This is a genomic window from Gilliamella sp. Pra-s52, assembly GCF_009795805.1.
In the GTDB taxonomy this organism is placed as follows: domain Bacteria; phylum Pseudomonadota; class Gammaproteobacteria; order Enterobacterales; family Orbaceae; genus Gilliamella.
Genome location: NZ_WTEY01000018.1, coordinates 1 through 26765 on the forward strand (window position 1 = coordinate 1; position 26765 = coordinate 26765).

General features: G+C 37.2%; 23 protein-coding genes. 12 read left to right on the forward strand and 11 right to left on the reverse strand.

The window, feature by feature from the left end:
* Positions 1-302: 302 nt before the first annotated feature.
* Positions 303-839, reverse strand: coding sequence for a D-glycero-beta-D-manno-heptose 1,7-bisphosphate 7-phosphatase (gene gmhB, locus GQ594_RS10450; protein WP_160412467.1), 537 nt, complete (start codon positions 837-839; stop codon positions 303-305).
* Positions 840-956: 117 nt separating this feature from the next.
* Here gmhB and metN point away from each other — a divergent pair, with 117 nt between their 5' ends.
* The 4 genes from metN (at position 957) to tsaA (ending at position 4493) form a co-directional block, all read left to right on the forward strand.
* Positions 957-1988 (forward strand): methionine ABC transporter ATP-binding protein MetN, encoded by a 1032-nt coding sequence (gene metN / locus GQ594_RS10455; RefSeq protein ID WP_160412465.1) that lies wholly within the window; start codon positions 957-959, stop codon positions 1986-1988.
* A gap of 112 nt (positions 1989-2100) precedes the next feature.
* The gene (locus GQ594_RS10460) at positions 2101-2742 is read left to right on the forward strand and encodes a methionine ABC transporter permease MetI (RefSeq protein WP_160412474.1); all 642 of its coding nucleotides are present in this window, start codon (positions 2101-2103) and stop codon (positions 2740-2742) included.
* Between the two features lie 14 nt (positions 2743-2756).
* Positions 2757-3659, forward strand: a complete 903-nt coding sequence (gene metQ / locus GQ594_RS10465) for a methionine ABC transporter substrate-binding lipoprotein MetQ (protein ID WP_160412463.1) — start codon at positions 2757-2759, stop codon at positions 3657-3659.
* Between the two features lie 111 nt (positions 3660-3770).
* Complete coding sequence (tsaA, locus tag GQ594_RS10470) at positions 3771-4493, forward strand: tRNA (N6-threonylcarbamoyladenosine(37)-N6)-methyltransferase TrmO (RefSeq protein ID WP_160412472.1); 723 nt, start codon at positions 3771-3773, stop codon at positions 4491-4493.
* A gap of 147 nt (positions 4494-4640) precedes the next feature.
* On the opposite strand, the gene hslO is transcribed toward tsaA, so the two are convergent.
* From hslO to GQ594_RS10485, 3 genes are all read right to left on the reverse strand, one after another.
* A complete protein-coding gene (gene hslO, locus GQ594_RS10475) occupies positions 4641-5504 on the reverse strand; it encodes an Hsp33 family molecular chaperone HslO (RefSeq protein ID WP_202112551.1) in 864 nt (287 codons plus the stop codon).
* 1 nt (position 5505) lies between these two features.
* A complete protein-coding gene (gene hslR / locus GQ594_RS10480) occupies positions 5506-5904 on the reverse strand; it encodes a ribosome-associated heat shock protein Hsp15 (protein ID WP_160401700.1) in 399 nt (132 codons plus the stop codon).
* 97 nt (positions 5905-6001) lie between these two features.
* Positions 6002-7633 (reverse strand): hypothetical protein, encoded by a 1632-nt coding sequence (locus GQ594_RS10485; protein WP_160412462.1) that lies wholly within the window; start codon positions 7631-7633, stop codon positions 6002-6004.
* A 245-nt stretch (positions 7634-7878) separates the two neighbouring features.
* On the opposite strand from GQ594_RS10485, the gene greA reads away from it, so the two are divergent.
* Positions 7879-8355 carry a transcription elongation factor GreA gene (greA, locus tag GQ594_RS10490; RefSeq protein WP_160401698.1) on the forward strand — a complete coding sequence of 159 codons (477 nt, stop codon included), beginning with the start codon at positions 7879-7881 and terminating at the stop codon, positions 8353-8355.
* A 58-nt stretch (positions 8356-8413) separates the two neighbouring features.
* On the opposite strand, the gene yhbY is transcribed toward greA, so the two are convergent.
* On the reverse strand, positions 8414-8710 hold the full coding sequence (gene yhbY / locus GQ594_RS10495) for a ribosome assembly RNA-binding protein YhbY (RefSeq protein WP_160401697.1): 297 nt from the start codon (positions 8708-8710) through the stop codon (positions 8414-8416).
* Positions 8711-8807: 97 nt separating this feature from the next.
* Between yhbY and rlmE the strand changes: the two genes are divergently transcribed.
* The 3 genes from rlmE (at position 8808) to folP (ending at position 12322) form a co-directional block, all read left to right on the forward strand.
* On the forward strand, positions 8808-9434 hold the full coding sequence (gene rlmE, locus GQ594_RS10500) for a 23S rRNA (uridine(2552)-2'-O)-methyltransferase RlmE (protein ID WP_160412460.1): 627 nt from the start codon (positions 8808-8810) through the stop codon (positions 9432-9434).
* 85 nt (positions 9435-9519) lie between these two features.
* Complete coding sequence (gene ftsH, locus GQ594_RS10505) at positions 9520-11388, forward strand: ATP-dependent zinc metalloprotease FtsH (protein ID WP_202112554.1); 1869 nt, start codon at positions 9520-9522, stop codon at positions 11386-11388.
* Positions 11389-11485: 97 nt separating this feature from the next.
* Positions 11486-12322 carry a dihydropteroate synthase gene (gene folP, locus GQ594_RS10510; RefSeq protein WP_160412457.1) on the forward strand — a complete coding sequence of 279 codons (837 nt, stop codon included), beginning with the start codon at positions 11486-11488 and terminating at the stop codon, positions 12320-12322.
* A gap of 462 nt (positions 12323-12784) precedes the next feature.
* Here the strand turns inward: folP and ubiA are convergent, their stop codons facing one another.
* The 6 genes from ubiA to GQ594_RS10540 form a co-directional block, all read right to left on the reverse strand.
* Entirely contained in the window at positions 12785-13624 is an 840-nt protein-coding gene (gene ubiA, locus GQ594_RS10515) for a 4-hydroxybenzoate octaprenyltransferase (protein WP_160412455.1), read from the reverse strand.
* Between the two features lie 134 nt (positions 13625-13758).
* Positions 13759-14340 (reverse strand): TorD/DmsD family molecular chaperone, encoded by a 582-nt coding sequence (locus GQ594_RS10520; RefSeq protein ID WP_160412453.1) that lies wholly within the window; start codon positions 14338-14340, stop codon positions 13759-13761.
* A 42-nt stretch (positions 14341-14382) separates the two neighbouring features.
* Positions 14383-15222: a dimethyl sulfoxide reductase anchor subunit family protein gene (locus GQ594_RS10525; protein ID WP_160412451.1), complete on the reverse strand. Its 840-nt coding sequence runs from the start codon at positions 15220-15222 to the stop codon at positions 14383-14385.
* Between the two features lies 1 nt (position 15223).
* Positions 15224-15838, reverse strand: coding sequence for a DMSO/selenate family reductase complex B subunit (locus GQ594_RS10530; protein ID WP_160401635.1), 615 nt, complete (start codon positions 15836-15838; stop codon positions 15224-15226).
* 2 nt (positions 15839-15840) lie between these two features.
* Positions 15841-18312 carry a DMSO/selenate family reductase complex A subunit gene (locus tag GQ594_RS10535; protein WP_202112550.1) on the reverse strand — a complete coding sequence of 824 codons (2472 nt, stop codon included), beginning with the start codon at positions 18310-18312 and terminating at the stop codon, positions 15841-15843.
* Between the two features lie 158 nt (positions 18313-18470).
* On the reverse strand, positions 18471-19904 hold the full coding sequence (locus GQ594_RS10540) for a hypothetical protein (RefSeq protein WP_160412449.1): 1434 nt from the start codon (positions 19902-19904) through the stop codon (positions 18471-18473).
* 274 nt (positions 19905-20178) lie between these two features.
* Between GQ594_RS10540 and parE the strand changes: the two genes are divergently transcribed.
* The 4 genes from parE to GQ594_RS10560 are packed head-to-tail and all read left to right on the forward strand — an operon-like array spanning position 20179 to position 26631.
* Positions 20179-22068, forward strand: a complete 1890-nt coding sequence (parE, locus tag GQ594_RS10545) for a DNA topoisomerase IV subunit B (RefSeq protein ID WP_160412447.1) — start codon at positions 20179-20181, stop codon at positions 22066-22068.
* A gap of 27 nt (positions 22069-22095) precedes the next feature.
* Positions 22096-24324 (forward strand): DNA topoisomerase IV subunit A, encoded by a 2229-nt coding sequence (parC, locus tag GQ594_RS10550; protein ID WP_160412445.1) that lies wholly within the window; start codon positions 22096-22098, stop codon positions 24322-24324.
* 1 nt (position 24325) lies between these two features.
* Complete coding sequence (djlA, locus tag GQ594_RS10555) at positions 24326-25171, forward strand: co-chaperone DjlA (protein WP_160412444.1); 846 nt, start codon at positions 24326-24328, stop codon at positions 25169-25171.
* A 14-nt stretch (positions 25172-25185) separates the two neighbouring features.
* On the forward strand, positions 25186-26631 hold the full coding sequence (locus GQ594_RS10560) for a TrkH family potassium uptake protein (protein ID WP_160412469.1): 1446 nt from the start codon (positions 25186-25188) through the stop codon (positions 26629-26631).
* Positions 26632-26765: the final 134 nt, after the last annotated feature.

Here is a 26765-nt window from a genome sequence, read left to right on the forward strand (position 1 = left end):
GGGTTGCGTATACTACGCCAACCTTTTTTATTCGTCAAGATCTTTTTTTAAAATTTTTGACCTTGTTCACTAACCTTATTCGCCGCCTGCTTTATGCTGACTGCGTGTCATTGGGTGCGCATTATAGGGATTTAAAAAAATCATGCAAGGGGTTATTGTGCAATTTATTTCTGCTTGCTTTCTTTTTGCTCAAAATGAATTAAAAACAGACCAAAGCTATACATTCCAACCAAAATTACTATTTTATTTTTATCGTTTGATTTGTTAGCTATATAACTTACACAACTTCTCTTAATTAAAAATTAAGATTCTGCTTTTATTTTTTTTGGTAAATCAGCCAAACTATCAATAACCCAATCAGCTTTTTCTAATGCTTCTTCTGTTATGGTATCGCCCGTTTTTACTAACACGGTTTTTTTAACGCCAGCTTTTTTACCCGATAATAAGTCAGACACTCTATCTCCAACCATATAGGAATTAGCAATATCAATTTTTAGTTCTTTAGCTGCTGTTTGAATCATCCCCGGACTTGGTTTGCGGCATTCACAATTATCAATTAGCGGATCATGTGGACAATAATAGATGCCATCTAAATCAACACCACGATCTTGTAATGACCAATCCATCCATTCAGTCAATGTATGAAATTGTTCTTCAGTAAATATATTTCTGGCAATCCCCGATTGATTGGTTGTAATGACTAATAAAAATCCCATTTTCTTGAGCTCTTGCATCGCCTCAATAACACCATCAATAAAGTGGAATTTATCAATTGTATGTACATAATTATAATCTATATTAATAGTACCATCTCGATCTAAAAAAATAGCGGGCTTCATATTTACTTTTTTCCTTTTAACTTTAGGTATTACTCTAATTCATATAGCATATTATTGATTGACTTAGATGTCTAGACGTCTTAATATTCATCCATTCATCTTTTGTCTTTATATATTATGATAAAATTACAACATATTTCGAAAATATTTGAACATAATAAAACCCCTATTCATGCATTAAAAGACATCACTATACATGTTCCACAAGGAAAGATTTATGGTGTTATTGGTAAATCAGGGGCAGGAAAGAGCACTCTTATCCGTTGTGTTAACTTACTTGAAAAACCAACTAGTGGTAAAATATTTTTTGATAATCAAGAAATCACTCACCTATCAAACAGAAAGCTAATTGAAGTACGTCGAAAGATTAGTATGATTTTTCAACATTTTAATCTACTTTCCTCACGTACTGTTTTTGATAATATCGCTTTTCCACTTGAGCTCAATAAAACCCCTAAAGCAAAAATCAAACAAAAGGTCAACGAGCTTATTGAGCTAGTTGGATTGACTGAAAAGGCAAATGTTTACCCGGCTAATTTATCAGGTGGGCAAAAACAGCGCGTTGCGATTGCAAGAGCTTTAGCTAGTGACCCCAAAGTGCTCTTATGCGACGAAGCAACTAGCGCACTCGATCCCGAAACAACCCGTTCTATTTTGAAATTATTGAAAGATATTAATCAAAAATTAGGGCTTACTATTTTACTAATTACGCACGAAATGGACGTAGTAAAACAGATTTGCGATCAAGTCGCGGTTATCAGTAATGGCGAATTAGTGGAGCAATCATCGGTCGGCGAAATTTTTTCCCACGCTAAAACCGATATTGCAAGACAGTTTATACAATCAACTTTACACCTAAATATCCCTGACGATTATTTAGCAAGATTATCTCAAGACCCTAAAGAGGGCCTTAATCCTCTGGTTCGCTTAGAATTTACGGGCGTTTCGGTTGATTTACCTTTGTTATCACAAATTGCCAAAGAATTTAGTATCGAAAGTAACATTATTAGCGCGCAAATGGATTATGCTGGTGGTGTTAAATTTGGTTTAATGCTAGCCCAAATGGATGGTAATCCTAAAAGAATTTCGTCGGCAATCCAATTTTTGGAAAACAATAATACCAAAGTAGAGGTACTAGGTTATGTTTGATTTTATTCCCTCTTTTAAACCTTTCGAATCTTTATTTCGATACTTAGCTCAATATAATTTTTGGGGCGATTTTGTTGCATTTTGTTCATCATTTAATGGTTTTAATGAAGCTATGTTATTTAAAATGGCTCAAGCAACAGATGAAACTATTTATATGGTCATTATGTCTGGATTTTGGGGCTCCGTTATCGGCTTACCAATAGGTATATTGCTTTATACAACAAGAAAAGGACAAATTCTAGATTGCTACGTAGCGAATAGTGCACTTTCATTTATTACGAATATATTCCGCTCAATACCGTTTATTATATTAATTGTCTGGATTATTCCTTTTACTACTTTCTTTATAGGAACCTTTATTGGCAAACAAGCAGCTATCGTACCATTAAGTATTGGAGTATCTCCATTAATTGCTCGCATGATTGAAAATGCTTTATTAGAAGTACCAAAAGGATTAATTGAAGCAGCTCGCTCCATGGGGGCAACACCGTTACAGATTATCTACAAAGTTTTATTACCCGAGTCATTACCTGTGATTATAAATAGTATGACAATTACTTTAATCACCTTAACAGGGTATATTGCCATGGCAGGCGCTGTCGGTGCAGGAGGCCTTGGCCAGCTCGCCATTCAATATGGCTATAATGGCTATAAGCCTGCTATAATGAATACAGTTTTAGTTATACTAATTATTATTGTCTTTATTATTCAATTTATTGGCAATAGTATTGTTAAACGTACTACTCATCATTAATTTTGGAGAATCTTATGTCAATCAAAAAGTTAGCACTTATCACCACATTAGTGAGTGCATTTTTTTTAACGGGTTGTGACAATAATAAACAATCAGTTGCAACTGATAATAAACCAGCAGATAAAACTCAAGTTAACACACTTAAAGTTGGCGTTATTTCAGGGCCAGAACAAGAAGTAGCAGAAATTGCAAAACAACAAGCAAAAGATCTTTATAATTTAGATATTGAACTTGTTATTTTTAATGACTATGTTACACCAAACCAAGCACTAAATGATGGTTTAATTGACGTAAACGCTTTTCAACATAAGCCTTATTTAGATGAACAAATAAAAGAACGTGGTTATAAATTAGATATTGTAGGTAACTCATTTGTTTACCCTATTGCTAGCTATTCTAAAAAACTTAAACCTATTGACCAAACAGAAGAAACCGGTGAAGGTGTAAAAATAACCTCACCGCGTGGTGAAACATTTTTTATTGCAGCTAATTCAACGATTGCTATTCCTAATGATCCTACAAATTTAGGTCGTGCATTATTGCTATTACAACATGAAGGAATGATTACGGTTGATAACGCAAAAGGTTTATTACCAACAGTTCTTGATATTACCAGCAATCCTTATAACTACAAAATTGTTGAACTTGAAGCACCAATGTTGCCACGTTCACTAGATGATGCTCAAGTTGATCTAGCAATCATCAACAATGCATTTGCAGGACAAGTCAATTTAACACCAAGTAAAGATGGAATTTTTGTTGAAGACAAAGACTCGCCATATGTCAACATCATCGTTGCTCGTGAAAATAACAAAGATGATGAAAATGTCAAAAACTTTGTTAAATCTTACCAAACTGAGGCTGTAGCTGAAAAAGCAAATCAAATCTTTAATGGTGGTGCGATTCGCGGTTGGTAATAATAAGTAACAAAGATTTATTTACCTTAATATCGTCGGCTTAGGTTGACGATATTAACTTTGCTATCATATAGAAATAACAAGCTATAGAATAAATTCAAACAAATATGGATTATGACATATCAAATTAACCCCATCGGCATTATCCGCTCCCCCTATAGTGAAAAATTTGCTGTTCCAAGACAACCCAACTTAGTCAGTGCTGGGAAAGGGGAACTTCATTTGTTAGCACCTTATAACGATCCCATTAGTGTTAAAGGATTAGAACAATTTTCTCACTTATGGTTATTATTTTTATTTCACCATATCGATCCAGAAAAATGGAGACTAACCGTTCGTCCACCGCGTTTAGGTGGTAACAAAACAATGGGCGTATTTGCTAGCCGATCACCATTTAGACCTAATCATATTGGTCTTTCAGCTGTTGAATTAAAAGATATCGTCATTGAAAACAAACAGATCATATTGAAATTAGGCAGCCTTGACTTAGTCGACGGCACACCAATTATTGATATTAAACCTTACCTACCTTATTGTGACAGCCATCCTGATGCCTTTGCAGGATATGCACAATCTATTCCCGATGAAAAATTAACCGTTGAATTTTCACAAAAAGCACAATTAATATTAGATTTACAAAAACAGAACTATCCTCAACTTACCGACCTAATTACCCAAGTGATATCTCAAGATCCAAGGCCTGCGTACAAACAAAACAATAGTCGCGAACAAACCTATGGAATCACACTGTACCATTTTAATATAAAATGGAAAATCACCAATAATCACGCCATTATTGAACATATTTATGAGGAAGATATAAACGGTAAGTAAAATTTTTAATTAGAGTAATGAATTGATTTATAAATATAATTCAAAACACACACAAAACGGTTAAAAAGGCTTGTTCATTACTACCCTTCACTTTCCCACTAAAATTATATGTATAATTTTAGTGGTTTTTTAGTGAAACATTAAAGATCAATGATAATTAACCTTATGCCTATTTCTTATTTCAGCAATATCGATAGAATCAAACAAATAATGCTTTCCGCAATAATCACAATGAATATCAATATTACCGCCATCTTCTTTCAGGATTTCATCAATTTCGTTAGTGGGTAATGTCATTAAACTATCTTCACAACGTTGACGTGAACAACCACACTTAAAAGTAATATAATGTGTTTCAAAAAGGCGCACTTCTTCTTGATTATATAAACGATATAAAATCTCATCGGTAGAAAGCTGTAGTAACTCGTCACCCGTAATTGTTTCAGTTAATGCGCTTAGATGCTCAAATGATTCAGCCGTATCATCATTAGCTGGCAAAATTTGCAATAAAATCCCTGCGGCCATTGGCTTATTATTGTGAACACCAGTTTTCACAAATAAACGGGTAGGAAGCTGCTCTGATTGCATAAAATAGTTTTCGATGCAACCAATAAGCGTATCTTTTTCTAACCCAACGATACCTTGATAGCGCTCGCCATTTTTAGGTGTAATAGTAATAACAATATAGCCATTACCCACCATATCTTTGAGTGTTGCATCGTCAGCAATTTCACCATTAACTCGAGCAACTCCTCGTAGCTGTTGTTGATCATTACCGTTAACAACAGCTAACGATAACGCCCCATCACCTTGCAACTGAACCGCAATATCACCCTCAAATTTTAGTGTTGCAGTTAATAAACTGGTTACAACCAATAATTCACCAAGTAAATTTTGTACAGCAACAGGGTAAGTATGATTATCTAACACCGCTTGGTATGTTTGTTCAAGACGGGTAATTTCACCACGAATAGGATGATTATCAAATAAAAATCGATTTAAAGTATCCATATTAACTGTTGTCACCTTGTTGCCTATCATATTTAAATTTAATCAAATCACGCCGCTCCTTTTTATCTGGTCTTCTATCTGGATGAGGCATTGTCAATGCATTAAGTTTACGTGCTTGTGCTATTGCTTCACGTTTAGCAATACTATCTGAAGTTTCTTGATAAAGTTGCTGAGCTTCTGTGGCAGTTCTTCGTTGTTCACTGATGGCTAAAATTTGAATTGTTTTTTGATCCGAACCTTGACGAAGCGTTACAGTCGCACCAACTTCAACAATTTTACTTGGTTTAGTACGTTGACCGTTATAATGCACTTTACCGCCTTCAATCATTTCTCGGGCTAATGCTCGTGACTTATAAAACCTTGCGGCCCAAAGCCATTTATCTAATCGAACAAGAACCATTACATCCTCACACCACTTATTATCAAGCCTTTCACACTCAAAGACACATAATACCTTAAACATCTTAACCAGTTATATAAGAATACTTTTGTAAAAATCAATGTTCATGCTTAATAATATAATTATTGCCATCAGTAGAAAATACACCTGAAAAACTAAATGGCTGTAATTTGCCTTGTAAATTAACCGAATAATTCATAGCGGTTGGAGGCTGTTTTAGTAATTTCCAGTCTTCTAACAGTGAACTGGTTACACCATAAGCATTTAATTGCAAAGATAATGGTTCATTTTGTGATAAATCAACTTTTGTATTTGACTCGATCATCCCTCCACTCGTTAATGTACTAAACGTTAACAAAGCACGATTTTCAGCATCAAATTTTAAAACCATATCAGGATAACTAATATCAACTCGATTAAACGATCCTTTTTCAGATTTAAAAGAAGTCGATCCTGAAAAGAGACCTAATTTGTGATCTTTCGCTAAAACGACATCCGTACCCGAAACCTGAAAGTTATATAACGTGAAAGGAAAATCGCTATATTTTCTAATTATCAAACTTTGTAAAACGGTAAGTTTATCTATCTTGATACTTTTAAAAATACTCGGTAATGCCAACAGTTCCAGCTTTTCAGGAAGCTGATAATTAATATTTGATAATGTTAATTGCTCTAGATGTAAAGTGTTATCTTTCCACTTCCCAATAAAATTTATACCGCCTTTATTCCATTTTGCTAGTGCTTTTTTGATCTCCACTTCTTCATCATTAGATGATAATTGAATTAATACCGACGCAAACTTCTCATCATCCCAAACAACATGATCAGCATTAAAAACAAAAGCACTTTGATCAAAATGCCACTGCTCATCATAACTCAGATTAGTTGCTTCAACATTACCTTTTTCAATTAAAAAATTAGGCACCTGAATGCTACTTTCAAATATTGATAATTGCTTGATCGTCAAATTTGGCAGAATATGAGAATACCTATTCCAAAAATCATCATCAGTTGATTGCAAATTAATATTATATAGCTGTAGCTGATCGACATTTAAATGCTTATCAGCAAGTATTTTTAATTTACCAACAAAAAAACCATTATCAATATTAGCACCTAAATTAGTCACTGTCGTAATACCATCACAATGGAATCCTTGAATAAGCAATGATTTAATTGGAATTTGATTGACCGATACAGCTTGCGAGGTAAAATCAAATTGATATTTATCTTCCCCTGATAACGAACCCGTTGATAACGAAAATGGTTTAACACCACCATTTAGCTGTGTAAATGAAATCCTATCTTGCCCGCTATTAACTGAAATATTAACGGTTGAATCAACTAATTTTAGTGTATTTGTTGAAAAGCTATAATGGCTAAATTGACCATCTTTATCGACATGATTAATGGTACCATTAATGACAATAACATAATTAAAATGGTTTAATTGCCAGAGACGATTTTTATCCAATCCTATGACTAATGTTGGTACATGAACAACCTCTTGTCTATCATTTCTTACAATAACATTATCAAAAACTAATTCATAGAAATTTGAAAAAGAGTGACGAACACTACCGATTGAAATTGTATAAGAACTCAATTTGGATAATTGTTGACTAACTATTTTAGCTCCGAAGGAAGTTTGTATGGCAAAATAAGACAATAAAACCAAAAACCAAATAATGGTTAAGAAGATGATTATATAAAATCGTAATCGTCGCATAAATAAATGTAATTATTATAATAAACAGCTAATAATTACATTACGATAACCGATTTTAATCAAAATAGCATCTCATTTTAGGTATAAATGATTTGTTATTCAGCAAGTTTTGCAGTTAATATATAAGAATTCGCTATGAAATTTTTAAATAATCAATAAAACAATTCACTTTCCCTTTTTCTTTTAATTAAACTAAGGGATAGTTATTTTTATTTATTAAATAAGTAAAAACTGGAGATACCTCGATGAAACAAATCCCAATGACAGTAAAGGGAGCTGAACTATTACGTGCTGAACTAGAAGAGCTAAAAAATGTCAAAAGGCCACAAATCACAGCTGCCATTGCTGAAGCTAGAGCGCACGGCGATTTAAAAGAAAACGCTGAATATCACGCAGCCAGAGAGCAACAAGGTTTTTGTGAAGGTCGAATTCAAGAAATTGAAGGCAAATTATCACAAGCACAAATTATAGACATAACCAAAGTAAAAAACACTGGACGTATTATTTTTGGTGCTACGGTAACTGTCGTTAATATCGAAACTGACGAAGAAACAACCTATCGCATCGTTGGTGATGACGAAGCAGACTATAGACAAAACCTGATATCGGTCAACTCACCTATTGCTCGTGGGCTAATCGGCAAAGAAGATGGCGATACAGTACAAATCAAAACACCAGGTGGTGATGTCGAGTTTGATATTATTAAAGTTGAATATATCTAGTAAAGAACAACTTTAACAACAGATAAACCAACAGGGCAAATAGCCCTGTTATTTTTATTTAAGATTTAGGTAAAGTGATTTTTTTATCTTCACTTGGTCTAAAAATCGTGAAATTAGAACCTACCAATTGTACCGATAATGCTTTTGTTTCACGAATAATCGCATCGCAAATAAGCTTTTTAGTTTCGCGGTCTTCAGCAGAAACCTTAATTTTGATTAACTCATGAAAATTTAACGCATGATCAATTTCGGCAAGTACGCCTTCGGTAAATCCATTAGCACCAATCATCACAATAGGCTTTAAATGATGCGCTTCACTTTTTAAATACTGTTTTTGTTTATTCGATAAATTCATTAAATTTTTATCACATTAAGTTGCAATTTTGCTATTCTACCCTTATATATATTTGTAATCAATGAAGTGACCTCTTTACATTAAGGATTTATTCACTGTGAGTAACAAAAAACGCTCTGCTAGCTCGACACGTTGGCTCAATGAGCATTTTAAAGATCGCTTTGTGCAACAAGCACAAAAAAAAGGACTGCGATCCAGAGCATGGTTCAAACTAGAAGAAATTCAAAAAAGTGACAAACTATTCAAACCCGGAATAACCGTTGTTGATTTAGGTGCAGCACCGGGGGGATGGTCACAGTATGTTGCATCGCTGATTGGTAACAAAGGTCGTATTATTGCATGTGACTTACTGCCAATGGATCCAATTGTTGGGGTTGATTTTCTTCAAGGCGATTTTCGTGATGAAGCCGTTTTAAAAGCTTTACTTGAACGTGTTGGTAAAGAAAAAGTCCAAGTTGTCATGTCAGATATGGCACCGAACATGAGTGGACAGCCTGCCGTTGACATACCAAGAGCCATGTATTTAGTTGAACTCGCATTAGACATGTGTCGAGACGTACTTGCTCCAAACGGCAACTTTATTGTAAAAGTGTTTCAAGGTGAAGGATTCGAAGCATACCTAAAACAGGTAAGAGACATGTTCAAAACCGTCAAAATTCGCAAGCCAGAAGCATCACGCGCAAGGTCTCGAGAAGTTTATATTGTTGCAATGGGTATGAAGTAGCCAGTTGTACAATTTTGTAGTACCATACTTCGTTAAATTTAGTCGTAACTGTTAATTTTTATGAGAGGTTTTTCTTTTGAACGACATGGTGAAGAATTTACTGATCTGGGGAATTATCGCTGTAGTATTGATTGCGGGATTTAATCAATTCAGCTCAATTGCAAACAGTAACCCTCAAGTCAATTATACCCAATTTAATTCCGATATCACGAATGGCAAACTCCAAGAAGTGCATATTAAAGGGCGTGAAATTGTTGCTAAAACCAAAGAAAATAATGAGTATACTACTTATATTCCCTATATTGATGAAAAACTTATGGATGACCTATTGAGTAACAAAGTACCTGTCTATGGTAGTCCTGACGAAAGGCCAAACCTAATCGTTAGCATTCTTATCTCTTGGTTTCCTATTATTTTACTTATTGGTTTTTGGCTATTTATGATGCGCCAAATGCAAGGTGGTGGTAAAGGCGGACCGATGTCAGTGGGTAAAAGCAAAGCCAAAATGTTAACCCCAGATCAAGTTAAAACTAAATTTACCGACGTAGCAGGCAGTGAAGAAGCCAAACAAGAAGTAACTGAAGTGGTCGATTTTTTACGCGACCCAGGTAAATACCAAAAACTTGGTGGACGAATTCCAAAAGGGATCCTAATGGTAGGCCCTCCGGGCACAGGTAAGACCTTGCTAGCCAAAGCCATTGCTGGCGAAGCTAATGTTCCGTTTTTCAGCATGTCAGGTTCTGACTTTGTTGAAATGTTTGTTGGTGTCGGCGCATCGCGCGTGCGTGATTTATTTGAACAAGCTCGAAAACATTCACCATGCATTATTTTTATTGACGAAATTGATGCCGTTGGTCGCAAACGTGGTGCAGGCTCAATGGGTGGGCACGACGAACGTGAACAAACATTAAACCAGATGCTGGTCGAAATGGATGGCTTTGAAACTAACAGTGGTATCATCATCATCGCAGCAACAAACCGCGTTGATATTTTAGATCCTGCATTATTACGACCAGGACGCTTTGATCGACAAGTTCAAATTGGCTTGCCTGACATGAAAGGGCGAGAACAAATTCTTGCGGTACATGCTCGCAAAGTACCACTTGGAACCGATGTTGACTTATCAGTCCTAGCACGAGGTACACCGGGCTATTCGGGTGCAGAACTAGCAAACTTAGTCAACGAAGCTGCCTTATTTGCCGCACGTCGTAATAAACGGCTTGTCACCATGGATGAATTTGAAGAAGCCAAAGATAAAATCAACATGGGCACCGAACGACGTTCGTTAAGCATGACTCAAGAACAACTTATATCAACCGCTTATCACGAAGCTGGGCACGCTATTATTGGTCACTTAATGCCAGATCATGACCCGATCCACAAAGTTACCATCATTCCACGTGGGCGCGCCCTTGGTGTGACGTTCTTTTTACCAGAAGGCGACCGTGTTAGTGAAAGTCGTGAAAAGCTCGAAGGCGACATTGCCACACTTTATGGTGGACGACTTGCTGAAGAACTTATTTATGGTGCAAACAAAATTTCAACAGGTGCATCAAATGACATTAAAGTAGCTACACAATATGCAAGAGCCATGGTTACACAGTGGGGCTTTTCGGACCGTTTAGGACCGCTGTTTTACGAAACAGACGACAACCAGTATGGACGACCAAAAGACATCTCTGACGAAACAGCTCGCATCATTGACGAAGAAGTCAAAGCCATTATTGACCGTAATTATCAACGAGCTCGTAAAATCCTAACGGAAAATATTGACGTATTACATGCAATGAAAGATGCGCTTATGAAATACGAAACCATTGATTCAAAACAAGTCGCAGACTTAATTGCTCGTCGCCCACTTACCGCACCAGATGACTGGACCGACAGCGACGAAAAGGCAGCAAAGCAGATCCCAAATGAAGGGAATGACACGCCGCCACAATCAGAAAGTTAATAAACCAAACTCAACGCGCTACGGCGCGTTTTTTATCGACAAAATACCTTATAAATAAACACAATCACATAATATAACCTGAATAAGGCTGTTAATCATGGAAATACATTTTCAAAATCAGACAATAGATCTTTCTTTTCCGCAAGTCATGGGCATTGTTAATATGACGCCTGATTCGTTTTCTGATGGTGGAAATTATAACAACCTTGATGACGCCATGCGTCGTGTTGACAGCATGATTCAAGCTGGCGCAACCTTTATTGATGTAGGGGGCGAATCAACACGCCCCGGTGCAGCCGAGGTATCGATTGATGAAGAGCTAAACCGTGTTGTGCCATTAGTTGAAAAAATTGCTCGTTATTTTGATGTTTGGATTTCGGTTGACACCTCAAAGCCACAAGTGATGACTGAATCAGCTAAAGCAGGGGCTCACCTAATTAACGATGTTCGAGCCTTAACAGAACCCGGTGCACTTGAAGCCGCAGCCCAAACAGGCTTACCTGTTTGCCTCATGCACATGCAAGGCGACCCACAAACCATGCAAAATGCACCACACTACGAGCAAGATATTTATCAGGAAGTTGATGACTTTTTTGCAAAACAGATCGAACGCTGCATAAACGCTGGCATTGACCGCCAAAAAATCATCCTTGACCCCGGTTTTGGATTTGGTAAAACACTAGCGCACAATTACCGACTATTAGCAACGCTTGAACGATTCCACCATTACAACCTGCCTTTATTAGTCGGCATGTCACGAAAATCCATGATAGGACAAGTGCTAAATGTCCCACCGCAAGAACGAATGTTAGGCAGTGTCTCTTGTGCGGTGATAGCGGCAATGAAAGGGGCACAGATTATTCGTGTGCATGATGTGAAAGAAACATTTGATGCGTTGAGAATTGTACAGGCAACCCTTGCAGAAAGGGAATAAAGTATAGTTTTTTTGATCAAAAAACGCCTAGAAAAACTTCAATAAAATCAATACCTTTCCTGACCGTTTTTTTTGGGTTTTTGCATTGCTTTTTAACATAAAAACAACTAACAAAAAATACCTAAGGTTATGTTGTTGTCTTGTTACGGCGTCGGACAAATTTGTCTGGAACAAATTTGAACATCTGAGCATAGCGAAGATGGCCTCGTAGAGGCGAGTATCAGGATGATACGAGTAATGCCGAAGGCCACATTCTGTAGCCTTGCGAGGGGTTTTTAGTGGATTTCGCAAAAAATCCCCTAAATCGGACGTGGTCACTGTAGCTATTTTGTTCACCCAAAGTTCAAACGTCCGAAACCTCTGCACTCAATCCACTCTATGCACCAACAAAAAAAGACATTATTTTGATAAAAAAATCAGTCAGGAAAGGTATTGATTTTATTGAAGTTTTTCAATCACTTTTTAAGCGATTTTTAAACTAAAAATCACTCCCAAAAACACAACAATTCCAACATAATTATTATTTAAAAAAGCTTGAAAACAACGTTTTCGTTCTCGATTTTTGATTAACCATTGTTGGTAAATAAATAACATGGCAACAAGCAATAAAGCAATATAAAAAACCAATGATAACTGGTTGATGATGCCAATCATAAATAGCCCAATCATCGTTAATACCTGCAATATTCCAATAATTAACTTATCGTACCGCCCAAATAAAATGGCGGTGGATTTTATGCCTATTTTGATATCGTCGTTACGATCCACCATCGCATATTCCGTATCATAAGCAATTATCCAAAAAATATTAGCCAAGCAAAGTAACCAACAAGTGAGAGGGAATTGCTCTATAATGGCTGCATATGCCATAGGAATCCCCCAACTAAAGGCAATGCCTAAAGTGACTTGCGGTAAGTGGGTATAACGCTTCATGAACGGGTAAATCATTGCTGTTAGTAAGGCTATGCATGCAATAAGCCACGATAGCTTATTTAAGGTAAGCAATAGGCAAAGAGCAATAAATAATAGGATAAATAAAGTCCATAATGCGCTTTTTTCGGTCAATGCACCCCGTGCTAGTGGGCGGTTTTTTGTGCGTTCGACGTGAGTATCGAAATGACGATCGGCATAGTCGTTGACAACACACCCTGCAGCCCGCATGGTAATTACGCCTAAAATAAAAATAAGTGTGATATAGGTGTAAGGTTGACCTGTTAGCCATATTGCCCAGAGCGTTGGCCAAAGTAGTAGTAAAGTGCCGATGGGTTTGTCTAACCGCATTAATTGTATATACGCTAACATAAAATATGTATTTGCTATTTAAAATAATAAGTGGATTATACCTTGTTACTTAAAAGCTGCAATGCGCACTATCACTATCATCAGCAAGGTTTGTTAGGAAAAGGTTTATTAACTAAAAAGCAATAAAGAGAAAGTTAAAGCATATGTAGATACTGTTGTGCAATCACCGCTAATGCTCGATAAAATGGGCTTACTTCATTTTTCTTTAATTTTTCTAAATAGGCTGATGACCAAATCAATAAGTGTTCATCAATTAATTGTTTTGCTATTTTGGGTTTGTCCTTTTCTTGCAATATGGCATAAGCTATTAGCATTAATCCAAATTGATCTTCGGGTTCGTTAATACCCGTATTCAGTATTAACCCGTGTTGCTGTAAAAATTGACGATAGCGCTCGTGCGATTCGCCCATTAATAATTGCTCCTGATCTAAATAGACCGATCCCCACGGGGGCGCAGGCATGGTACCCTGCCCTTCAAATAATAGCGAAAACTGATAATTAAGTTCTGGGTTGTTAATTTGAGTGGCGATTATTTGGCACTGTTCAGCAATGAGCACAGTATTTTGCCAGTTAGCAATATGCTCAATTTGACATAAGGTATCAATGAGCGGTTTAACCGTTTGGTGATCAGGTGGATAATAAAAAAAGGCACCTAATACTTTGGCTAAAATGGTGGATGTAAGTTTATCTAGATGCGTTGCTTGGTTATTTTTCATTAAATCGCTACCTGACTATAAATGGATCGTATTGCTGATGCATTACATCGGAATTGTCCATAAATTATAAAATGCAATGCGCCCACTGATTTCGCCAATGAAGATACCAATAAAGGCAAGAATATAAATGATCGTTGCATGGCGTTTTTGCCAAATGTTGATAGTCATTAATATTAATGCCATGATTAATAGTATGCATTCGGTCATCATCCAGCTCTGTTGTTGATGAGTGAGTTCTGGCGCGATTGTAGCCATTAAGTTGGCATAAGGCACTTTCAATAAAATAATAAATAAGCTTCCTATTACACAAGCCATATAACCTAGTTTCGGTAATCCTAATAGCGCAATAGTAACGCCACCTAAAGCAAGCATGGCGGTATACATGTGTATAGCAGTGTAATAGGTATTCCATGTTTTTACGGTCGGTAGCATATAGGTTAATACGATCGTCCAAACAAAAAATAGGCTGATAATAATTAAAAGTGTCGCCAATATTTGGTCTAAATGTGGAATTTGCTTGAGATGTAAACAAGTCTTTTTGATTATTTTTAATTTATTGGTATTCGGATGTAATGCATAATAGTTTATTAGTACCCATGCAAAGGTGACACCGAATAATACGCCAAAGGTGAAAATTTCGTTACTCATTGGTGATCGCCCAATACCAAATATCACATTTAACGCACGCAAGGGCTTACCTAGGTGAAACGAGGCTATCACCATACCTATAGCCATAAAAATTAGAGCAATTATATTGATTTTTTGGATAATAGCATTCCGATTTGAGTCACGATTAACTAAATAAAATAGCCCCCCTAACCATACCATGCCAGCGGATAACTGCCCAAATACAGTAAAAAAAACCAGTGGTAATTCATGCATGTTAAACCTCCTCAGGGTTGAGTATTTGTCCTAATGTATCGCCCGAGGCTTTCGCTTGTGAATGAGGTTTGATAACAATATTCGGTTTGGTTAGGTTTTCGTTTGGTAGCGGAGCAATATTTCGTTCACTACCATGTCGCTGGCGCAGTTTTTCAATTTCGTCAAAATCTAATGCTCTTTGTGGGCAGGATTCGACACAAACGGGTTTGAGTCCTTGCTCAACACGCTCGTAGCAACCATCACATTTTGACATAACCTTTTTTTGATGGTCAAACTGTGGCGCACCATATGGGCAACGCATTTCGCAATATCGGCAACCGATACAGACATCTTGATTAACCACAACTAGCCCATCTTGTTTGCGTTTGTGCATTGCGCCCGTTGGGCAACCTTGTACACAAGTAGGCTGTTCACAATGGTTACAGGAAATCGATAAATAATAAGTAAAGGTATCATTTTGCCAAATACCATCAACTTGTTGCCATGTCCCTCCGCCATATTCATAAACTCGGCGAAAATGGACACCTAATGCGTTGTCTTTTTCGTCCTTGCAACTAAGTTGGCAGGTTTTACATCCTGTACATTTTGAAGAATCAATATAAAATCCATATTGCATTTTTATCGCCTCCTTGTTACTGGCAATGTCAATGATGCAGCCGATAATGGTTTTACGTCGACCAAATTAGTATGTTGTGGATTTGATTTAGCCAACACTGTTGGACGCAACGAAGTTAAACGATTAATACACCCGCCAATATCAACCCCTGATGCATTAGTTTTTGCCCACATACCTTGAGGTATTGCTACCACACCCGGTAATATCCGTGGTGTAACTTTGGCGGGAATATAAAGCCGTCCACGATCGTTGTAAACCTCAACTAATTGACCATGTTTAATTTGTCTTTGTTTGGCATCAAATGGGTTAATCCAAAGGCTATTGGCTACCGCTTCGCTTAGTTGTGGTAAGTTGCTATAAGTAGAATGACAATGCCCTTTGGTATGAAAACCAATAAGTTGCAATGGATATTTTTCACGTTTTGTTTTATCTTCACTGCCTTCAATGGCAGGTAAATAGGCAGGAATAGGGTGAAGAACATCGTCTGGATCGAGTTCCCATTCATTAGCGATGGTGGCTAATGCTTCTGAATAGATTTCTATTTTTCCTGATGGTGTATTTAATGGATTTTTGATAGGGTCATCTCGAAAGGCTTTTAGCCCAATTTGGGTATCGCTATCAGCTAGTTTGCGATCAATAACCCCCATACCATTAGTATTGGCAAAAGGCGGTAAATGGGGTTCGTTTTTGCGTAGTTTTTCATAACAATAAGCTATCCAATCTTCTTGCGTTCGCCCTTCGGTAAATTTGTCCTTTACGCCCATTTTTATAGACAGCTCAGTTAATACTTCATAAGCTGGGCGGTTTTCCCAAAGTGGTGTTATTGCGCGTTGCATACGAATAAGGTAGTGATAAGCACCCGATGCATAAGAGTTATTAATCAAATCGTTACTTTCAACCGAGGAAACATCGGGCAAGACTAAATCTGCATATTTTGCTGATGCGGTCATATGCGTATCCCAAACAAGAATGAACTCACATTTAGACTCATCTTGTAGAATTTGGTGAGTACGATTAAGATCAGAATGCTGATTTCCCATTACATTACCAGCGTAGTTCCAAATAAATTTGATGCCAACATCTAATTTATCTTTACCAAGTAAATAGGCATTTTTTGCTGTTAGACTTAATGGGTCATCAATCGCCTTTGTCCACAAAAAGAAAGGAATACTGGTTTTTATTGGATTGGGAATACTTAAACTTGGAACAGGATAAGTAACACTCCCCCCCCAAGTACCAATGTTAGTACCCGGTTTACCAAATTGCCCTGCGATAATTGGCAATAGCATAATTGCTCTGGCTGTGTGCTCGCCATTTTGCCAACGTTGTACACCATATCCTTGTGATATCCAAGCTGCTTTAGCGTTTACGATATCCATCGCAAGTTTACGAATTTGCGTAGCTGCAATACCCGTTTTTTGAGCCGCCCATTCAGGCGTTTTTGGCGTTCGGTCATTACCTAATCCTAAAATATAGGACTTATAATCGCTAAAAGGTGGTGCACTGTCAGGTAAAGAATCAGCATTCCAACCTACACAATATTGGTTAAGCATTGCATCATCAATACGGTCTTGTTCAAGTAATGCATAAACGATTGCTGCAACAAGTGCCGCATCGGTTCCGGGAATAATTGGGATCCACTCCGCATTATATCCCACAACACTTTCATTACGCCTAGGGTCGATAATAATAACTCGTGCTTTGCTTTGCGATAATGCGTTAAATAACTCAGTAACTTGCCCACCACCAGACATGCGAGTTTCGGCAATATTCTGCCCAAACATCACGACCAAATCAGCGTGTTTTATTTGATCAATCAATGAATCTTTAGCATTACCATAAATATAAGGTCGAATAGCCGAAATCTGTCCACTGGAATAGTCACCATGATAATTAAGATAACCTCCAATGCTGTTTAAAAAACGTTTACAGGCATTGCGTCCAGAAATATTAGCGCCTGTGGTTCCTGATCCATATTGATAATAAATTGCCTCATTGCCATAGCTATTAATGGTATATTTGAGTTTATCGGCTAACAAGTTAATTGCTTCATTCCACGAAATCCGTTTAAATTTACCTTCACCACGCTTACCAATTCGTAACATCGGGTATTTTAAGCGTTCAGGATCGTAAGTGCGCCATCGAACTGAGCGCCCACGTAAACAAGGGCGAATTTGGTGTTGACCAAAAACAGGATCATTAATACCGTCTTCCGATGATATTTTGGTGATAATATCGTTTTTGACATGGACTTTTAATGGACATCGGCTACCACAGTTAACTAAACATGCACTATAACAAACATGCTCTTGGTTAGTGGGGTTATTAGTAACTGTTTTGCCGTTAACATTGGTATTTGGCTCAGCATAAGCAAAAGGTAATTGCATATTGCTGGTTAAGGCGACTACACTACCAATGGTTAATGATTTTTGTAAAAAATCACGTCGACTTATTTTATTTTTTGATTTGCTCACATTATTCCCTAATATTGATATGGGATTTGTTGATAATAATACTAAAAAACAAATAAACAAACTCAAAACAACAAAATTAGTCAATCTCTTTTTAAAAGAGCATTAGTGCACAAAATTACTAATACTCTTTACTTGCGTTATTTAATAAACAAGACTTTTTAAGGTGTTACACATACAGAGGTTAAAAACATACTCGAATCCGTAGGTATAATAGCACCATTATAACCCGCTACTGAGTATTGGCTACTACCATCCGAATCTGATGTCCAAAACATAGAACTATGTCTCCAATCATCAGTATCAAAAGTATATGTTTTACCCCACTCATTTAACAACCCACCTATCCACCTGCCATTACTTTTATAGCTAAGTTGCCTAAGAAATTCATTTCGTTGCCCTGGTGCGCCTAACATCCAACTAGGGTAATTTGCATTGGTATAATCAGCAATACCGCCAACCCGATAATTCCCCCCTAAATCACGACAAAATTCTTGAGCATGACCATAATCAACCATACCTTGATTATTATCATTATCATCAATATCAATAGGTTTAATAATATACCAACGTTCTATCTTAAAGCTATAAAGTAACTGACTATGTTGACTATCAGCATAAAGTTTAAAAAGCGACGGGCTAAAGCTTTTGTTAATTGAATCTTTATTAGGACCTTTTAAGGTTATCTTTAATCGTGCTTCGTCTGAACTTAATAACAAGCTAACCAAACTACTACCGCTAACAGCCGAAACAGTCGTACCATTAGCATTGATCACTTGTTCTGGTGTAATACCTACTAACCGCAAATAAAAGCTGAGCTCATTTGCCCCCGTTGTTGGAAAGTTTTCCTCAGGATTATCAACATCTTTTATTTCAAGTCCATGCAATGAACTCCAATTTTTACCATTCATACCATATACATCATTTGGTGTAGCAAAACACACGCGCGCATGATTTGTTTTCATGTTCGGATTAAAGTTATAAATATGGGCACCTCCCCATTCTGGACCAATATTGTTTTCTCTTGGTTCTCCATACTGGGTCGATAATTGAACTTTCGTTACGTACAGATTCAAGCGATAAGGCGCAAAACAAGGATCAAATTTACTTGTTGGATTTTCTTTGACGATATCAGTAACATTATTACCGCTTACGTCATACCAAGCTAGTGATAACCTACCGCTTATATCAATATTATCATCACCATCTTCATCGTACCAATAATGATTAGTACTAATCAAATCGTTTAACGCAATATTTGGGTAATTACTATTGCCTGATAAAGGAACCAGTGTTTCAACACTATCAAAGGTATCCATACCATCTGGTAGATCAATTACATCAGAATAATCAATTACTGTCGCATTAGGATATAAGCTTGACTCTCCTCCCTCTGGTATATATGCTTGCCCATTAGACAACCTGATACCTAATAACGCTTTAATATCGCTTTTTGTTGCGCCACCATCAAAAGTTAAGTAGGGTGCATGACCGTGTATCGTATTTGAGGTAGTGGCTGATAACGCATTCACATAGCGTATATGACAAGTTATACAAAATAAAGTTAATATAAAATAATGCAATACAAATTTCATTTTACTAATAATTCCATCCGATTAAATAGTTAGTTACTATTTTTATTCCCTATATTTATTTTATGATTTTTATTTTTTAATAAAAATCAGTATTAACACTTTGTATTAATACCGACAAAAAATAAAAACTATGTAAAGTATAACTGTTTTATTATACTTTATTAATAACTTTTAAAGTTTAATATTTCAAATGAACTCCTTTACCATTGCGCTTGGTCTTATGCTTCAAAGGTTGGTATAATAACTGCCATTTATTAAAATAAATAGAAAAACTATGTCGCAATCTACTTATAATGCTGTTGATATTGAAGTTTTAAAAGGGCTTGATCCTGTTCGTCATCGCCCTGGTATGTATACCGATACAGCTCGCCCAAACCATTTAGGTCAAGAAGTCATTGATAACAGTGTCGATGAAGCCATTGCAGGTCATGCTCGCCAAATCAAAGTAACGCTTTATGAAGATAATTCGCTTGAAGTAATTGACGATGGACGTGGCATGCCTGTTGATATTCACCCAGAAGAAGGTGTACCAGCGATTGAGTTATTACTTTGTCGCTTACATGCTGGGGGGAAGTTTTCAAACAAGAATTATCAGTTTTCTGGCGGTTTACATGGTGTTGGTATTTCAGTAGTAAATGCATTATCAAAACGCGTTGAAGTCACTGTTCACCGTGATGGACAAGTGTATGAGATGGCCTTTGAAAATGGCAATAAAGTTGAAGATTTACACATCACAGGGACATGTGGGCGTCGTAATACGGGCACAAAAGTGCATTTTTGGCCAGACGAAAAATATTTTGATTCACCACGATTTTCAGTACCACGCTTGTCGCATCTACTTAAAGCCAAGGCAGTTCTTTGCCCTGGTCTTGAAATTACTTTTAAAGATAAAATTAACAATACCGAACAACGCTGGTGCTATCAAGATGGGTTAAAGGACTATTTGATGGAGTCGGTAAGTGGTTATGTACTTTTACCTGAAACCCCATTTGCTGGTAACCGCATTGGCGAAACAGAAGCCGTAGAATGGGCGTTGCTTTGGATGCCAGAAGGTGGCGAACTATTAACTGAAAGTTACGTTAATTTAATCCCAACCGTTCAAGGTGGTACGCATGTCAATGGTTTACGCCAAGGGTTGTTAGACGCCATGCGTGAGTTTTGTGAGTTTCGTAATTTATTACCACGAGGCTTGAAATTAACCGCTGATGATATTTGGGAACGTTGTGCTTACGTTATTTCAGTTAAAATGCAAGAGCCTCAATTTGCGGGGCAAACTAAAGAGCGTTTATCATCACGCCAATGTGCGGCCTTTGTGTCGGCAATTGTCAAAGACGCTTTTAGCCTTTGGTTAAATCAACATGTTCAATTAGCCGAACTACTGGCCGAAATGGTGATTTCAAGCGCGCAAAAACGTTTAAAAGCCTCTAAAAAGGTTATTCGTAAAAAGCTGACTAGTGGTCCTGCACTACCCGGGAAACTGGCTGATTGCTCATCGCAAGATTTAAGTCGTACTGAACTATTTTTAGTGGAAGGGGACTCGGCAGGCGGTTCAGCTAAACAGGCCCGAGATCGTGAGTTTCAAGCAATTATGCCACTTAAAGGTAAGATTTTAAATACTTGGGAAGTCTCATCTGACGAGGTGCTGGGTTCACAAGAGATTCATGATATTTCAGTTGCTATTGGTATCGATCCCGATAGTGATGATTTAAGCCAATTACGCTATGGTAAGATCTGTATCTTAGCCGATGCCGATTCTGATGGGCTACATATTGCTACATTACTTTGTGCGTTATTTGTTCGCCACTTTCGTGCAATGGTTGAACATGGACATGTGTTTGTTGCAATGCCCCCACTTTACCGTATCGATTTAGGAAAAGAAGTCCATTACGCTCTAGATGAAGAAGAAAAAGAAGGCATTTTAGAACAGCTAAAACGCAAAAAAGGCAAACCAAACGTACAACGTTTTAAAGGTCTTGGTGAAATGAATCCGCTACAACTTCGCGAAACAACAATGGATCCCAACACACGCCGTTTAGTGCAACTATCTCTTGATGATGTCGAACAAACGATGGCACTGATGGATATGCTACTTGCTAAAAAACGCTCAGAAGATCGCCGTGAATGGCTACAAGAAAAAGGCGATCAAGTTGAACTTGATGTCTAATAAACAGAATGATTTAGAGGAACAATAATGAGTGAGATAACTCATGACGGAGTAGAAACCCAGTCACTACGCACCTTCACTGAAAGTGCCTATTTAAACTACTCAATGTATGTCATTATGGATCGTGCGCTACCCTTTATTGGAGATGGTTTAAAGCCTGTGCAACGGCGCATTGTTTATGCCATGTCAGAATTAGGGCTTAATGCGCAAGCTAAATTCAAAAAATCAGCCCGTACCGTGGGTGATGTGCTTGGTAAATATCATCCTCATGGTGATAGTGCCTGTTACGAAGCTATGGTACTGATGGCTCAGCCGTTTTCTTATCGTTACCCTTTAGTTGATGGTCAAGGTAACTGGGGGGCACCTGATGATCCTAAATCATTTGCGGCTATGCGTTACACTGAATCACGCTTATCAAAATATGCTGAGCTATTATTAGGTGAACTAGGTCAAGGAACGGTTGATTATACACCAAACTTTGATGGTACCTTACAAGAACCTAAAATGCTACCAGCCAGATTACCAAATATTTTATTAAATGGCACAACAGGGATTGCGGTTGGTATGGCAACTGATATTCCACCTCATAACATTCGTGAAGTAGCAAATGCGGTGATGATGTTGGCTGATAATCCGAATGCGACACTCAGCGAAGTGATGGCTCACATACAAGGGCCTGATTTCCCAACTGAGGCCGAAATTATCACGCCACGTGAAGATATCGAAAAGATCTACAAAACAGGACGTGGGTCAATTCGTATGCGTGCAGTGTGGAAAAAAGAAGACGGTGATATTGTTATTACCGATTTGCCACATCAAGTTTCAGGCGCCAAAATCTTAGAGCAAATTGCTTCGCAAATGCGAGCTAAAAAACTGCCTTTAATTGAAGATTTGCGTGATGAGTCTGATCACGAAAATCCAACTCGCTTGGTCATAGTACCCCGTTCTAATCGTGTTGATCTAGAACAAGTAATGAATCATCTATTTGCCACAACCGATCTTGAAAAGAGCTACCGAGTTAATATGAACATGATTGGACTAGATAATCGTCCATCAGTAAAAGGTTTGGTCGATATTTTGACTGAATGGCTAGAATATCGTAAAAACACTGTTACTCGCCGCTTAAATTATCGATTAGATAAAATATTAAAACGATTGCATATCCTTGATGGTTTATTGATTGCGTTTTTAAACATCGATGAAGTCATCGATATTATTCGCAACGAAGATGAGCCTAAGCAAGAGTTAATGAGCCGTTTTGCATTAACTGATATTCAAGCCGAAGCAATTTTAGAATTAAAACTTCGTCATTTAGCCAAACTTGAAGAAGTTCGCATCAAAGGAGAACAAAGTGAGCTAGCTAAAGAGCGTGATCACTTGCAAGCTTTATTAGCTTCACCTAAAAAACTGAGTAATTTAATTAAAAAAGAGCTAAAAGAAGATGCTGAAAAATATGGTGATGAACGCCGTTCACCAATTGTTGAGCGTAGCGAAGCCAAAGCGATCAGTGAACAAGAATTAACTCCGTCAGAACCGGTTACTGTGATTCTATCAGAAATGGGCTGGGTCAGAACAGCTAAAGGTCATGATATTGATCCGGTTGGTTTAAGTTATAAAGCGGGTGATAGTTTTAAAGCAGCAGCTAAAGGAAAAAGCAATCAACCCGTTATTTTTATCGATTCAACCGGTCGTAGCTATGCCATAGATCCCAACACCTTACCTTCAGCACGAAGCCAAGGTGAACCATTAACTGGTAAACTAGCCCTACCTGCTGGTGCAACAGTTGAGCATGTTTTGATGTCGCAAAACGATAATCAAAAATTTTTACTGGCATCAACGGCAGGCTATGGTTTTATTTGTCAGTTCAGCGATTTAGTCGCTCGCAATCGCAACGGTAAGGCTATTATCAATTTACCTAAAGATTCCAGCATTCTTGCACCAATTGAGATTCCTTCTGAAAATAGCTTGTTGTTATCGATTACTAAAGCAGGACGAATGCTTATTTTCCCCGTAAAAGATTTACCTGAACTTGCTAAAGGGAAAGGAAATAAAATTGTGTCGCTATCTGGCGCAGACGATAGCCTTTCTTATATGATATTCGTTACACCAGAAACATCAGTAACATTATATGTTGGTAAACGCAAACTTACGTTGCATCCTGATGATTTACAAAAATTTAAAGCAGAACGAGCACGAAAAGGAACCGCATTACCACGAGGTTTGCAAAAGATAGATCAAATTGAGGTAAACGAATAATATGTCTTTTATTTGGGCAATCATTACAGGGTTTGTTTTAAGCATTGTATTAAAAACAGGATGGGGGTTTTTCCTTGGACTTTTTATTGGACCAATGCTTTACCGCAAACTTTGCAACACCTTGACCGAACAAAGAACACAAGCAAACCCAACCCTTTATCTAACGGTTGTGTTTGAAGTGCTTGGTCATTTAAGCAAAGCCAAAGGCGTGGTAACACAAGATGATATTAATCTTGCCAGTCAATTTATGGACAGACTACAACTTGATAGTAGCAGTCGCAAACTAGCTCAAGAGTCATTTAATCGTGGTAAAGCAAGTGACTATCCTTTGCGATCGCGTTTAGCTGAACTATACTCACAATATCGTTACCGACGTAATGTTTTAAATATTTTTTGTGAACAACTGATCCAAGCTGCATTAATTGACGGTATTTTGGATGACAAAGAACAACAAATTCTTTTCATTGTTGCTGACGAATTTCATATTCCACGTCAACAAATGGCAATATATATCCAAATGATGATGGGAAGTTACCATTTTCGTCAAAATAGCTATAGAGGTCAACAAGATCAGCAAGGTCAATATCAACACAATAATCGCTATGGTGGTTATCAAGGCCGTTCAGCGCAATCCGATCTACAAAATGCTTACAAAATTTTAGGCGTTGAGTCGACAGCTGAAATATCAGAAATTAAAAGAGCTTATCGAAAATTGATGAACGAACATCACCCCGACAAATTAGTCTCTAAAGGCTTACCTAAAGAGATGCTTGAATCTGCCAAAAAACGAGCACAAGAAATTCAAGCTGCTTATGACCTTATCAAAGCATCGCGTGGATTTAAGTAGAGACTATTATTATGATGCATTGGCGCTCCATTATTCGAATCATTGGATTATTAATTGCCCTGCTATCGATATTCATGCTATTACCGGCACTAGTGGCATTAATCTATCGTGATGGCGCTGGTGCAATCTTTGTGCGCTCATTTTTTGCAGCACTGATTTTAGGATGTTTATTATGGTTGCCTAATCGCCATCATCGCCACGAACTAAATAGCCGTGAAGGTTTTCTTATCGTTGTGCTATTTTGGGTTGTGTTAGGTACAATCGGCGCTTTTCCTTTTATCTTTGATACGCATATCAATCTAAATTTAACCAACGCATTTTTTGAATCATTTTCAAGTTTAACTACCACCGGCGCTACCACTATTGTTAAATTAGATCATCTACCTAAAGCGTTACTTTTTTACCGTCAGTTATTGCAATGGCTTGGTGGTATGGGGATTATCGTGCTTGCTGTTGCCATCTTACCTTTATTGGGCGTTGGGGGAATGCAACTTTATCGAGCCGAAATTCCTGGTCCACAAAAAGACAGCAAAATGCGCCCTCGTATTGCCGAAACAGCAAAAACACTTTGGTCAATTTATATTTTGCTTACTACGCTTTGTGCGATCTGTTTATGGTTTGCGGGTATGAATGTTTTTGATGCCATTTCACATAGCTTTTCAACCATTTCAATGGGTGGTTTTTCAACGCACGATGATAACCTTGCTTATTTCAATAGCGCTACAATTAATTATATTATCACCCTCTTTTTAATCTTATCAGGTTGTAATTTTGCACTACATTTTGCCGCATTAAGCGGGTTTTCAATTAAAGTTTACTGGCGGGATCAAGAGTTTAGAACCTTTATTTTTATTTTAGCGATTTTAATTGCCATCTGTGCATTTGGCATTTATGTTTATCAACCAGAACGAAAATTAAGTATAGATAAAATAGTATTGCAAGTTGTATCGATAACAGCAACAGTCGGATTTACCGTCGATGATATCAACACATGGCCGTCATCATTACCTATATTCTTATTATGTGCATCATTTATTGGTGGTTGCGCAGGCTCTACAGGTGGCGGATTAAAAGTGGTTCGTGTGTTAATTTTGTTTATGCAAGGCTCGCGTGAATTAAAACGCCTTATTCACCCTAACGCAATTTATACCTTAAAATTAAATAATCGTGTTGTTCCTGAACGTATTATTGAGGCTGTTTGGGGATTTTTTTCGGCCTATACATTAGTCTTTTTAGTCAGCTTATTTATTATTATGGCAACGGGTATTGATGCAACTAATTCTTTTTACATTGTTGCTTCATCACTTAATAATTTAGGTGTAGGGCTTGGTAATGTAAGCGACACTTTTGCTAGCGTAAGTAATGTTGTTAAATGGGTAATGGTTGTTGATATGTTGTTTGGGCGCTTAGAAATATTTACCTTACTGGTTTTATTTACGCCTACTTTTTGGCGAAGTTAATTTTATACTAAAATGCATACCTTCCCTGAAGATTTTTGACAAAATAGGTAATTTTTATAAATATTTTATTGATTATTTAATAAATTACAGACAGAATTACAGTGCAGCATGTGCTGTATTTATTAGAGGTAATC